The sequence below is a fragment of the Ruegeria sp. K5 genome (assembly GCF_056531805.1).
In genome coordinates this window covers 914,706-927,570 of record NZ_JBQFML010000001.1, presented here as the reverse complement: position 1 = coordinate 927,570, position 12,865 = coordinate 914,706, and the positions used below count along the sequence as shown (strand labels likewise).

At 59.1% G+C, this 12,865-nt stretch carries 9 protein-coding genes; 4 read left to right on the top strand and 5 right to left on the bottom strand.

Annotated features, from left to right (window positions below; translation table 11 throughout):
• The first annotated feature begins 43 nt into the window (after positions 1–43).
• Together ACR0MO_RS04675 and mprF are read left to right on the top strand one after the other, a co-directional pair.
• Entirely contained in the window at positions 44–472 is a 429-nt protein-coding gene (locus ACR0MO_RS04675) for an Lrp/AsnC family transcriptional regulator (RefSeq protein ID WP_170451276.1), read from the top strand.
• 126 nt (positions 473–598) lie between these two features.
• The gene (mprF, locus tag ACR0MO_RS04670) at positions 599–3,208 is read left to right on the top strand and encodes a bifunctional lysylphosphatidylglycerol flippase/synthetase MprF (protein ID WP_170451275.1); all 2,610 of its coding nucleotides are present in this window, start codon (positions 599–601) and stop codon (positions 3,206–3,208) included.
• 3 nt (positions 3,209–3,211) lie between these two features.
• Here mprF and ACR0MO_RS04665 read toward each other — a convergent pair whose 3' ends face one another.
• The 4 genes from ACR0MO_RS04665 to ACR0MO_RS04650 form a co-directional block, all read right to left on the bottom strand.
• Entirely contained in the window at positions 3,212–4,774 is a 1,563-nt protein-coding gene (locus ACR0MO_RS04665) for an efflux transporter outer membrane subunit (protein ID WP_170518096.1), read from the bottom strand.
• 11 nt (positions 4,775–4,785) lie between these two features.
• Positions 4,786–5,931, bottom strand: a complete 1,146-nt coding sequence (locus ACR0MO_RS04660; protein WP_170451271.1) for an HlyD family secretion protein — start codon at positions 5,929–5,931, stop codon at positions 4,786–4,788.
• A gap of 21 nt (positions 5,932–5,952) precedes the next feature.
• Positions 5,953–6,309 (bottom strand): DUF3302 domain-containing protein, encoded by a 357-nt coding sequence (locus tag ACR0MO_RS04655; RefSeq protein WP_170518099.1) that lies wholly within the window; start codon positions 6,307–6,309, stop codon positions 5,953–5,955.
• A 93-nt stretch (positions 6,310–6,402) separates the two neighbouring features.
• Complete coding sequence (locus ACR0MO_RS04650) at positions 6,403–7,164, bottom strand: DeoR/GlpR family DNA-binding transcription regulator (RefSeq protein ID WP_170518102.1); 762 nt, start codon at positions 7,162–7,164, stop codon at positions 6,403–6,405.
• Positions 7,165–7,342: 178 nt separating this feature from the next.
• Here ACR0MO_RS04650 and glpD point away from each other — a divergent pair, with 178 nt between their 5' ends.
• Positions 7,343–8,929, top strand: a complete 1,587-nt coding sequence (gene glpD / locus ACR0MO_RS04645) for a glycerol-3-phosphate dehydrogenase (protein ID WP_170621680.1) — start codon at positions 7,343–7,345, stop codon at positions 8,927–8,929.
• A 186-nt stretch (positions 8,930–9,115) separates the two neighbouring features.
• Complete coding sequence (locus ACR0MO_RS04640) at positions 9,116–9,667, top strand: DUF2087 domain-containing protein (protein ID WP_170451263.1); 552 nt, start codon at positions 9,116–9,118, stop codon at positions 9,665–9,667.
• A 60-nt stretch (positions 9,668–9,727) separates the two neighbouring features.
• Here ACR0MO_RS04640 and ACR0MO_RS04635 read toward each other — a convergent pair whose 3' ends face one another.
• A complete protein-coding gene (locus ACR0MO_RS04635; RefSeq protein ID WP_480889922.1) occupies positions 9,728–12,865 on the bottom strand; it encodes an efflux RND transporter permease subunit in 3,138 nt (1,045 codons plus the stop codon).

Genomic DNA, 12,865 nt, shown 5'->3' with positions numbered 1-12,865 from the left:
ATTGTTCAAAATGAACTTAAGAAATCCGAAACGGAAACAAGTTATGGACGAACTGGACAATCGATTGATCAGCGCGCTGCACCGGGATGCGCGGGCGTCCCTGTCTGAACTGGCTGAGACGCTGGGGGTGACCCGCACAACCGTGCGCAGCAGGATGCAGCGGTTGAAACAGTCGGGTGAGATTGTCGGCTTTACGGTTCTGACTCGCCGCGATGTGGCGCAAAGCCCGGTGCGTGGGTTGATGATGTTGGAAATCGAAGGGCGCGGGACCGAGCGTACGATGGCCCGTATCGGTGCAATGCAGCAGGTACGGGCCGTGCATTCCACCAACGGCAGCTGGGATCTGATTGCCGAGATCGGAACCGAAACGCTGGTCGAATTGGACGAGGTGATTTTTCAGATCCGCAGGATGGAGGGGATCACCCGATCCGAGACGAACCTGCTGCTGTCTACTCGCAAGGGTCGGTTCTGACAGGGCATAGCGCTTTGACCCGGAAGGAATTTGTGACAGAGTTTCTTTGCGTGTCGCCCCAAAGGGGCGCGTCAGACCAAGGGGCTGGCGTCGCACACGGTTAAGAAAACGGCAGGGACGCGCAGCATGACAGCACAGGACCACAGCGACGAGTCCAAGGCGATGCAATGGGCTGAAAAGCTGACCGGGATGCTAGAAAAACCCTGGGTGCGTATCGCCATTCCGGTTCTGGTCACAGCGATCGCTTTGACGGTTCTGCACGAGCTGTCATCACATGTGAAATGGGCGGATGTGCAATCCGACATCGCCGCGACGCCCTGGACTTTGCTGCTGGTCGCCCTGTTCTGGGCCGGAGTAAGCTATTTTTCCTTGTCCTTGTATGACGTCTTTGCGGTGCAAAGCGTAGGCGGTGGCAAGGTACCCTTGCCGATTGCGGGCTTGGCGGGGGCCAGCGGTTATGCGGTCTCCAACTGCTTGGGGTTTTCCTACATCACCGGCACAGCGATCCGGTACCGGATCTACGCCTCGCTGGGCCTCGACCTTGGGCGTGTGGCCGGGGTGATCGCCACGTCCTGGGTTGCGTTCTGGATGGGGTTGGTTCTGATCCTTGGGGTATTGCTAACGCTGCATCCCGATGGGATCTCCAAAGTCCTGCCGATCAGCGAAACGGTCGAGACGATCATTGGCCTGTGTTTGCTGACCGGGTTGGTCGCAGTGTTCTTCTGGTTGGCAAGTGGAGGGCGCCGGTTCTCGTTCGCAGGGTTTGAGTTCAACCTGCCGGGTGGCAAGCTGGCCAGCTTGCTGACGCTGGCGGCCTTGGGCGACCTTCTGGGTGCGTCGATGGTTTTGTACGTGCTCATGCCCGACGATCTGGGCGTCGGATTTCCCTATTTCTTCACGATCTACGTGGCCGCCATTGCGGTCGGTATCCTCAGCCACGCGCCCGGAGGGATCGGCGTGTTCGAAGCCACCTTGATCGCGGGGCTGGGGGCCTCGGGTCGGTCGGACGTGATCGCTGCGTTGCTGTTGTATCGGGTTGTTTACACCTTTGTTCCTTTTGCAATTGCCAGCTTGTCCATCGCAGTCGCCTCGGCCCTGACACAGCGCCACCGGATTGGCGGGGCAGCGGTTTGGGTGTACCGGGCCATCCGCCCGATTGTGCCGATGGTCGCAGCGGGTGTGACCGCAACCGCAGGTATCATCCTGTTGGTTTCGGGCGCGTTGCCGTCGAATTCCCAAAACCTGAGTGTCTTGCGTGACGTGCTGCCCTTGTCCTTTGTCGAGGCGTCGCATCTGGCGGGCAGCGCGGTGGGGGTTTTGCTGCTGCTGGTTTCGCGGGGTCTGTTCCGCAAACTCTACCGGGCGTGGGTCGTGGCGATGTTGCTGATGGTGGCGGGCTTTGCCGCCTCACTCGCCAAGGGGTTGGACACGCATGAAGCCATTGGCCTGTTGGTCACGATTGCCGTGTTGGCGCTGTTCCGAGGTGCGTTTTACCGGGTCAGCGGGGCGTCGATCTTCCGGCTGAACATCCCCTGGCTGATCAGCGTGGTCGTATTGCTGGCGGTGATCTTCTGGATCGGTCTTTTTGCCTATTCCCATGTTGAATACCAGAATGCGCTGTGGTGGGAATTCGCGTGGAACGGCGACGCCTCACGCTTCCTGCGATCCAGCCTTGTGGTGGCGGTAATCGTGGGCATCGTGGCCGTGACCTCGTTGTTCGGGCGCGAGATACCGGCACCGGTCCGCACCGAAATCCCCGAGGTCGTCGAGCGGCTGGTGATGGAGAGTGAGGACACCGAATCCCAAATCTCCCTGACCGGAGACAAGCAATTCCTGATCGCTCCGGATCAGACAGCATTCATTGCCTATGCCGACACCGGCAACGCCATCATTTCCAAGGGCGAGCCGGTAGGGGATGAAAAGGCCGGGCAACAATTGGTCTGGCAGTTGCGAGAGATGGCGGATCGTGAAGGCAAGCTGTGTGCGTTTTACAGCGTTTCGACCAAGTATCTGCCGACTTTTCTGGATCTGGGCCTGTCGATCCTGAAAATCGGTGAGGTCGCGCGCGTGCCGCTGCAAGATTTCTCGCTGGATGGAAAATCCCGCAAACGGTTCCGGCAGGCCAAGAACCGGGCCGAGCGGGAAGGGTATGTGTTCGAGATCATTCCGAAAGAAAACCTCGCGCCGATATTGCCGGAGCTGCGGAAAATCTCGGATGACTGGCTGGCGCAGAAAGCAGGGGCTGAAAAAGGCTTTGCCCTGGGCGGATTCGACGACGACTACCTGTCCTATTTCGATCATGCGGTGCTGCGAAATGGTGAGACCGGGCAGATCATGGCCTTTGCCAACCTGTTTCAAGGCGGCAACAAGTCGGAACTGTCACTGGATCTGATGCGGTATGAACCCGACAGCCCCAGTTTTGTCATGGATGCGCTGTTTGCTGAGATGATGGTCTGGGGATCCGAGCAGGGGTTTCACTGGTTCTCGCTGGGCGCGGCCCCGTTTTCAGGCATTGAAAACCGCCAGTTGGCCTCGCTCTGGAACCGGATCGGCGGGTTTGTCTATGAACATGGCGAGCAGTTCTACCACTTCGAAGGGCTGCGCGCGTTCAAACAGAAGTTCGACCCGGAATGGAGCCCGAACTATCTGGCCAGCCCCGGCGGACTGGCCGCGCCGCGCATTTTGTATGAGGTGAATATCCTGATTTCAGGCGGGCTGCGCGGGCTGACAAAGTAACGCCTAGTTTAGACTCGCCCCGGTGGGGTCCTGTTGCAATAGGTCGCCCCAATCGGTGCGATACGCCATCTCGGCCAGAACCGATTCCGGCAGGAACTCCTGGTTCTGACGAATTTGCCATCCGCCACCGAGGCCTTTGTAAACGGCGACCAAATTGCTTGAGACCTGTTGCCGTGCCTCGATCAGATTGGCCTGAGACCGCAAGAGCGCGGTTTGCGTATTCAGAACCCGCGAATAGTCAGCGATCCCATCACGATATTGGCTGACGGCAATATCCGCGGCCTTGCGCGAGGCATCGACGCTTTGCTGGTACAGCCCGACCTGCTTGCGGGCCTGCGCATAGGCGACCATGGCGCTTTCGACCTCGGAATAGGCGGTCAGGACGGTATTCTGGTAATTGGCGATCAGCGCCTGATAGGCGGCGTCCTGCGCGCGGACGTTGTTCTTGATGCGCCCATAGTTCAGCACGTTCCAGACCACGCCCGCGCTGGCCAGACCCGTCGTGCTGTTCGAGCTGAACAGATCGCGCCCGCCCGAGGCCTGCAAGCCGATCGAGCCGGACAACACGAACTGTGGATACAGGTCCGCCATCGCGATACCCACCTGCGCCGATTGCGTGGCGGCCGCCAGTTCCGCCGCGCGCACATCCGGACGGCGACGCAGTAATTCTGCCGGAACACCCACGGCGACATTGGACCGGGCCGAAGGGATGCGCCCGGAGTTTCCCAAAAGGCTGGTCATTCGCGAGGGCGTTGCGCCAAGCAAGACCGCCAACGCATTCTTGGTCTGTTGCAGGTCGCTTTCCAACTCGGGCACCAAGGCTTTGGTGTTGTTCAACAGTGCGGTGGATTCCTGAACGTCCAGTTCAGTGGTGACGCCGTTGTTGAAACGTAGCTGGGTCAGGTCCAGCGACTCTTGCTGAAGGGTGATGTTTTCACGGGCAACGGCCAAGGATTCCTGCAAGGCACGGATATTGACATACAGTGCCGCCACATCCCCTGTCAGCGTCACCAGCGCGTCGTCATAGTTGGCCACCTGCAGGGCCAGATTGGATCGCGCGGCCTGAACGCCACGCCGCTGTGCGCCCCAGACGTCCAGCTCCCATTGCGCATCAAAGCCCACTTGCGAGGTCGAAAACTCGGTATCCAGCGGGATGATGCGGTTGATATCCGAGATCGGTCCAAGGTTATCGCTGATCTGTCGCCGTTCCAGAGATCCACCAATAGCCTGCGACTGAGGGTAAAGCTCGCCAAAGGCGATTCCCAATTGCGCGCGGGCTTGTAATACACGGGCTCCGGCAACCTGCAGCGTTAAGTTCTGGGCATAAGCCTCGACCACCAGTTTGTTGAGGGTCGGGTCATTGAACGTCTCCCACCATTTCACCACCGGCGCGCTGCGCGAGGTCAGGCCGCTTGGCCCTGTGCTGGGGCTGTTGACCTCGATCCACTCTTTCACGACCGGAGAGTTCGGGCGCACAAAATCCGGGCCAACCGGCGTGCAGGCGGTCAGCATTGCCGCACACAGGGCCGTTCCCATCAGGTATCGAAAGGGTTTGGCCCGTGTCATGCTCTGCGTCCTCAAATGTCCAGCGGTCGGATGAAATTGGCGAAAGAGTACAGGCGGATATTGATGCGCCTCAGAAACTCAAAGCTTTTGCCCTGACCGGTATAGATGGCTACGGCAGCGTGACCGCCGGCGGGAAGAATATGGTCTTCGGGCAGATCGACCGTAATCTGAACCGCGATCCGACCGGGCAGTTTCGGCAACTCAAAGCCGGGCAGGCGGCCCGAGGGTAGATACTGACCCTGTCGCGTCGCCCACCAGATTGCCTCGACCTTGCCGGGTAGGATTTCGCCGGGATATAGATCAAGTGCCACTTCAACCTCTTGTCCGACCTCGACGAATTTCAGGTTTTGTTGGCGGAACGTCGCCAGAAGATAGGGGTTGTCCTCGGTCACGAAGCTGGCGATTGCGCCCAGTCGAATGTCACCGACCACAAGACCCGGGCGGGCCTGTTGCGAGACGATCATGCCGTTTTCAGGGGCATAGATCGTTGTATTGTCTAAGAAATACTCGGCCTCGGCCAATTGCGCCTGTGCTTGTAAGATGCCGGTATTAACCCCGTCGATCTGGGATTCCTGCGCGAGAATGGATTTTTGCAGATTGGCTTCGGCTTGTTTCACCGCCGCCTGATCCTCGGTCACTTGTTCGTTCCAGCGATCCAGCTCATCCTGTCGTGCACCCCCGGCGGGAACGAGGTTCTCGTATCGGGCCTGCTGGGTGAAGGCATAATCCAGTTGCGCAATGGCCCGCTCAACCGCTTCGGTCGAGGCGATGACATCCTGTTCCAGAATTTTCGCGTTCTGCTGCGCGGCCACCAACTGCGCCTGCGCATTGTCCACCGCCAGCGAAAACACCGTGTCGTCGAAGCGATAGAGCGGATCGCCCTTGGTGACGGGTGTGTTCGGTTCCACCAGAACTTCGGTCAGGATTGTCGGTTGTGTCAGCTTGGGTACGATCTGAATTGTGGACCGTACGACGTGACTGTCGACCGAGAAAGGCTGGAAAAAGCGCAGCGCGACCAAAAAGATCAGCAACAGATGCGCACCGACCCAGAAGGATACAATCCCCCAGGCGATGTTGAACTTCAGCCACTCCATCTTGAAGAAGATGAACCAGACGAAAATGATGTAGAAAAGCGTGATGCCCAGGGCGACGAACATGTGCGGATGTTTCCTTTGGCCTTAGCTTTTCTGCGTCTCGTCCGACGCGGCCTGATATTCTTCTTTGACGGTCCCGCCTAAGCGTTCAATGTCTTTGCGGATGGCTTCTTTTTCTTCATCGGGGCCGCGACGCATATCAACCGTGATACCGTCGTGAAATGCCCACATGAAGGCATGGACCCATGGCACAACCGCCAGAAACCCCATCCATCCCATGATCTTGACGGCTTCGGCGTGCGGATGGTTGCGTTTGATCGCGATGCGACCGGGCAGACCCATGATGAACAGAAACAGGGCCATCACAGCGGCCAGCAGCAGGATCAATGCAACGAAGGTCAGGTAATCGTAGTAGCCCAAAGGCTGTCCCAGAAGTCCCATGCTCGCGCCTCCTTTCTGGACGGTTGCCCCATCCTCAGGTGTAGGGGGGCGATCGTCAATCCATTTATGGTGGAAGGCGGTCGCAATCCCGGGTCACGGGCACAGGCGAACGTTTGTGTCCCAGGCGGTGCATTTTTCCGACAGATCCGCAGGCAGTGGCTGATCGGTGTACACCGTGTCGATTGCGGCCAGTGAGGCGATCCGCGCCGGGGCCGAGCGTTGGAACTTTGAATGATCAGCCACCAGAAACGTGCGCCGCGCCTGTGCGATGATGGTTTGGCTGACATGCACTTCCTGAAAGTCGAAATCCAGCAAGTCGCCCTCGGTATCCAACGCCGAGCATCCGATTACCGCATAGTCGAATTTGAACTGTCGGATCGTGTTGACGGTCTGGTTGCCGATCAGACCACCGTCCGAGCGCCGCAACACGCCGCCAGCCACAACAATCTCGCAGCCCGGGTTTTCGACCAGTATGTTTGCAACATTCATATTGTTGGTCACCACCATCAGGGTCTTGTGGTTCAGCAATTGCCGCGCGACGGCTTCGGTCGAGGTGCCGATATTCAGAAAGATCGAGGCACCTTCGGGAATTTCCTGTGCGCAGGCCTGCGCCATCAGGGTCTTGGCATCCGCGTTCAGGGTGCGGCGATCCTCATACCCGATATTGGACACGCCGGAACGCAGAACCGCACCACCATGCACCCTGTCGAGTTTGCCGGCATCGGCCAGCTCGGTCAGGTCGCGCCGGATGGTTTGGACGGTGACCCCGAACCGCTCTGCCAGCCCCTCTACCGTGACGCGGCCTTCGGTGCTTGCGATCTCAAGAATGTCGGCTTGGCGGAAGGAAAGGGACATAGCAGTTCCAAATAGTCAGAGTTCTTTCGTTTTTGTTCTTTCTGGCCGAATTGGCAAGTTGCAATGCGTGAAATTCAAATCAGTGTTGCAAAGCGAAAATAAACGAACATAAAGCTTGATAATACGAATACCCTTCTGATTAATGCGCGCAGATGGGTTTGATTGGGAATCAAAAGCTATGACATCGACGGACGATCAGATCACCGACCTGTTCATCATCGGCGGCGGGATCAACGGATGCGGCATCGCGCGGGATGCGGCAGGGCGGGGAATGTCTGTCACTTTGGCTGAAATGAACGATCTGGCGTCGGCTACGTCTTCCGCCTCGACCAAGCTGTTTCATGGCGGTCTGCGGTATCTTGAGTATTTCGAAATCCGCCTGGTGCGCGAGGCGCTGATCGAACGTGAGACGCTGCTGCTTGCTATGCCCCACATCAGTTGGCCGATGCGTTTTGTGCTGCCCTATCACAAGGATATGCGGTTCGATTCTGAGACGCCGACATCAAAGCTGCTCAGCACCGTGATGCCATGGATGCGCGGGCGACGACCGGCCTGGCTGATCCGGTTGGGCCTGTTCCTGTATGACAACCTTGGTGGGCGCAAAATCCTTCCGGGGACCAGCTCTTTGAACCTGCGCAGCGCGCCCGAAGGTGTTCCGTTGCAGGACAGGTTCGAAACGGCTTATGAGTATTCCGACTGCTGGATCGAAGACGCCCGGCTGGTGGTTCTGAACGCCCGCGACGCCGAGGCGCGCGGGGCTCGGATCATGGTGCGGACCGAAGTGATTTCGGCCCACCGGGTCGACGATCTGTGGGAGGTTACGGTCAGGGATCGCGACAGCGATGAAACGCGTGTGATCCGTGCCAAAATGCTGATCAATGCCGGTGGGCCGTGGGTTGGGGACATCATCCAATCCAAAATCCACGTGAATTCGCGCGAAGGCGTGCGGCTGGTGCGGGGCAGCCATATCGTGACACGCAGGCTGTTCGATCACGACAAGTGTTATTTCTTTCAAGGTGAGGACGGTCGCATCATCTTTGCCATTCCCTACGAGCAGGATTTCACCCTGATCGGAACAACGGATCAAGACCACGCGGAACCGTCCGAACATCCCGTCTGCACCGACGCCGAGAAGGACTATTTGTGCGCCTTTGCCTCGAAATATTTCGCGCAGCCCGTGACGCGGGACGACATCGTCTGGACCTATTCCGGCGTCCGCCCGTTGTATGATGACGGTGCCAGCAGCGCGACAGCGGCGACGCGGGATTATACGCTGAAGGTGAACGCAAATGGCGGGGCACCTGTGCTGAACGTGTTTGGCGGCAAGATCACCACCTATCGCCGTCTGGCTGAAAGCGCGCTTGAGAAAGTGGCAGAGCATTTCCCGGATTTGTCGGGACCATGGACAGCAGGAGTGGCCTTGCCGGGCGGGGACTTCCCAGTTGATGGGGTGCAGGCGCTTACCGACGCGCTGCGCGCAGACTATCCATTCCTTAATGCCGCTTGGGCCGCGCGCCTGATCCGCGCCTATGGCACCGACGCGGCGGTGATGCTGGGCGACGCAAAGGAAGCCTCTGATCTGGGCGAGGATTTCGGCGCGACCCTGACCGCGCGCGAGGTCGCATGGCTGATGGACAAGGAATACGCCCGGTTGGCCGAGGATGTGGTCTGGCGGCGCAACAAGCTGGGGCTGCGTCTGAATGCCGATCAGATCGCGCGGATTGATCAGTGGATGGGGCAGCGCGCGCAGGCGCAGGTCGCCTGACCCTTGGATGGGCCGACAGATCGTGTTAGCCATCGGGAACGGTCGGCAGACACCGAGGCGTCGCTGCTCTGACATCAGAGAGCTAAACCTGCCATTCAGTTTGAGACGGCATCGCAAACCAAAAGGGGCGTTGTTTCGTCAAGTCAGCGACCGACGAGCGTGCGAAACGCCCGATATGGATGCATGATGACCAAAACACCTGTCCCTTTACACGTGGATGACCTGACCGGATTTGCCCGCAGCTTAAGCCGCCAATTGGGTGAGGGCAGCCCGTCCCATCTGACCCTGATGAACATGCTGTCCCGCGCTGCGGGGTACCAGAACCTGCAACATATGCGGACTGCGAGTGCTGCGAAACGGCGTATCGAGGCCCGGCCCGACCTTGTGCCCGTTGATATGCGTCTGGTCGAGCGGGCTCTGTTTCAATTCGATGCACATGGCCGCTTGCGCCAGTGGCCGTCCCGACGCGCGGTGCAAACCCTTGCGTTGTGGGCCTTGTGGGCCAGCCTTCCCGCAGGCATCAGTCTGAGCGAGAAAGAAATCAACAACATGCTGGGGCGCGAGCATCTGTTCCACGATCCGGCCACCTTGCGGCGCACGATGATTGGCTGCGGAATGCTGACCCGGCAAAGCGATTGCAGCGATTATCGACGTGTCGAACAGGCCCCACCGGCAGAGGCGCAAACCGTCATTAGCGCCGTCACCGCCCGGCGACGCGGTCGGACAGTTGCTGCGTGATATTCTGAACTAAAAAGCCCCGTGACCTGCACGGGGCTTTTTTCTGCATCATTGACTGGGTCAGGTTGCTTCGCCCGTTGGGTCCGGTTCTTTTTTGCTGCCCTTCAGCCATTCGCGCAGGCTTTGCATCAGGGCGTAGAGCACCGGCACCAGGATCACGCCGACAAGCGTTGCGGCCAGCATTCCGCCAAATACGGCCACACCAATGGCTTTCTGACTTGCCGCACCCGCGCCGTTTGCCGCCAGCAGGGGAACAACTCCAAGCAGGAAGGACAAAGCCGTCATCATCACCGCGCGGAAACGCTGATAGGCGGCTTCGGCTGCGGCATCCTTGATCGACAAACCGTTGGCGCGTTGTTCCATCGCGAATTCAACAATCAGAATCCCGTTTTTCGAGGCCAACCCGACCAGCATGATCATCCCGATCTGCGTATACAGGTTGATGTCGCTGCCCACGATGGCCACCGCCGCCACCGCCCCGAACAGGGCGACAACCACCGATAGCAGGATCGAGACAGGCATCGACCAGCTTTCGTACTGACCGACAAGGAACAGGTAGCCAAAAAGGATCGCCAGCCCCAGGATCACGATTACAAGACTGCCCGAAGCCAACTGCTGCTGCGCCGTTCCGGTCCATTCGAACGCATAGCCGGGGGGCAGGGCGGTCGCCGATTCCTCGGTCATTACATTGATGGCATCACCGGTGGACAGGCCCGGCGCAGGCACCGCAGTCACAGTGGCCGAGCGGAACAGGTTATGCCGCTTCAACAAAACCGGGCCCAGCACGTTTTCGACATCGATGAGCGTGCCCAGCGGAACCATCTCACCCTGTTGCGAGCGGACGTAGAGGTTCGAGATATCCTCGACATTGTCCCTGTATGTCCCGTCCGCCTGTATCATCACGCGGTAGACGCGGCCAAACAAGTTGAAATCGTTCACATAGTACGATCCCAACTGCGCCTGCATGGTCTGAAAGATCTCGGCAACCGAGACTTGCAGGGTTTTGGCTTTCTCGCGGTCCAGATCGACAAACAGCTGTGGCACGTTTGCGCGGAAGGTCGTGTAGGATTGTCCGATCTCGGGGCGTTGGTTCGCCGCATAAACAAAGGACCCCACGGCCGAAGCCAGATCCTGCGGTGTACCGCCGCCGGTCTGCTGCACCTCCATCTCGACCCCAGCGGACATGCCCAGGCCCTGAATGGGCGGTGGGTTGAAGGCCACGATCGAGGCCGCGGATTCGCCATTGGCGATGGCGAGCACCTTGGCCAAAATGGCATTGGCGCTCACATCATCGTCCTGACGGTCATCCCAATTGGTCAGGTTCACGAAGATCGCCGCGCCGTTTGTGGTTGTACCGTTCAGCAGCGAGAAGCCGTTGACCAGCACGGTACTGGCGACACCCGGGATTTCGCGGATCTTGTCGTCCACGCGGGCCGAGACCGTTTCGGTCCGTTCCAAAGTGGCCGCGTCGGGCAGTTGGATGTCCACGAACAGATAGCCGTTGTCCTCAAGCGGGATAAAGCCGCTGGAGGTGTTGGACATGATCGTCCCCGTTCCCATCCCAAGCGCCACAATGACACCCAGCGCGACGACGGGCAGGATCAACAGCTTGCGCACAATCGCGACATAGCCGCTGCGCACCGTTCCGATGAACCCTTCAAACAGGGCCAGAAGCCCCTTGGGCGGGCCGGAACGGGCACGCAGAACCAGGCCACACAGAGCGGGCGACAAGGTCAACGCGTTGATCGATGAGATCACAACAGCGGTCGAGATCGTCACCGCAAACTGCGAATACAGCCGTCCGGAGATGCCGGGCATGAAGGTCACGGGCACAAACACGGCCAACAGAACCAGCGTTGTCGCGATCACGGGACCGGTGATCTGGCCCATCGCCTTGCGGGTCGCCTCGGCAGGGGGCAGCCCTTCATCCGCGATGATCCGTTCGACGTTTTCCACCACCACGATGGCGTCATCAACCACGATCCCGATAGCCAGAACCAGAGCGAACAGCGAGATCGTGTTCAGCGACATGCCAAAGGCCAGCAGGAAGGCAAACGTTCCTATCAAGGATACCGGAATTGCCACCGCCGGGATGATGGTCGCTCGCCAATTCCCCAGGAATATGAACACGACCGAGATCACCAGAATGAAGGTCAGGATCAGGGTCGAAACCACATCGTTCAGCGACGCCTCGACAAAGTCGGTGGTATTGAACGGCACTTCATATTCCACATCCGTCGGGAAAGAGCGGGACAAGCGTTCCAACTCGGCCTGTACCCGTTCAGACACCGCAAGCGCGTTGGCGCCGGGGGCCTGATAGATGCCGATCACTGTGGCAGGAACCGCCTGAAAGTAGCCCGAGGCTGAATAGAACTGCGCCCCAAGCTCCACTCGTGCAATGTCGCGCACACGCACGATGGACCCGGCATCGCCGGTGCGGATAACAATTTCGCCAAACTCGGCGGCTGAGGTCAGGCGTCCTTTGGTTTTGATCGTGTATTGGAATGTCTGGCCTTCAGGCACGGGCGGAGACCCGATCGAGCCTGCCGAGACTTCGATATTCTGTTCGCGGATCGCATTGATTACATCTCCGGGGGTGATCGACAGGGCGGCCATCTTGTCCGGGTCCATCCAGATCCGCATGGCGTATTCCAGATTGGTCAGAACATCCGCCTTGCCCACACCCTGAACCCGCGCCAGCGCGTCTTTCAGGTTGATCGAGGCATAGTTGGACAGAAACACACTGTCATAGGTCCCGTTGGGCGAGGTCAGCGTCACCAGCAACAGCATGTTGGTCGATGCCTTTTGAGTGACCACGCCCGAGGATGTCACCTCGGACGGCAGGGATGACATGGCCTGTGCCACCCGGTTCTGCACGTTGACCGAGGCAATGTCCGGATCCGTGCCCACTTCGAAGGTAATATTCAGCGAATACGAGCCGTTATCGGACGAGGTTGACGTCATGTAGATCATGTCGTCCACACCGTTCACCTGCGCCTCAATCGGGGCGGCGACGGTGTTTTCCACGGTCTCGGCGTTTGCGCCGGTATAGGTGGTCGTCACGCTGACCACGGGCGGTGTGATGTCCGGGAACTGGGCGACCGGCAGAACCATATAGCCGATGCCGCCCATGATCGTCAGGACAAGCGAAATGACAAGCGCCAGCTTGGGCCGGCTGATGAACAGGGCTGAGAACAT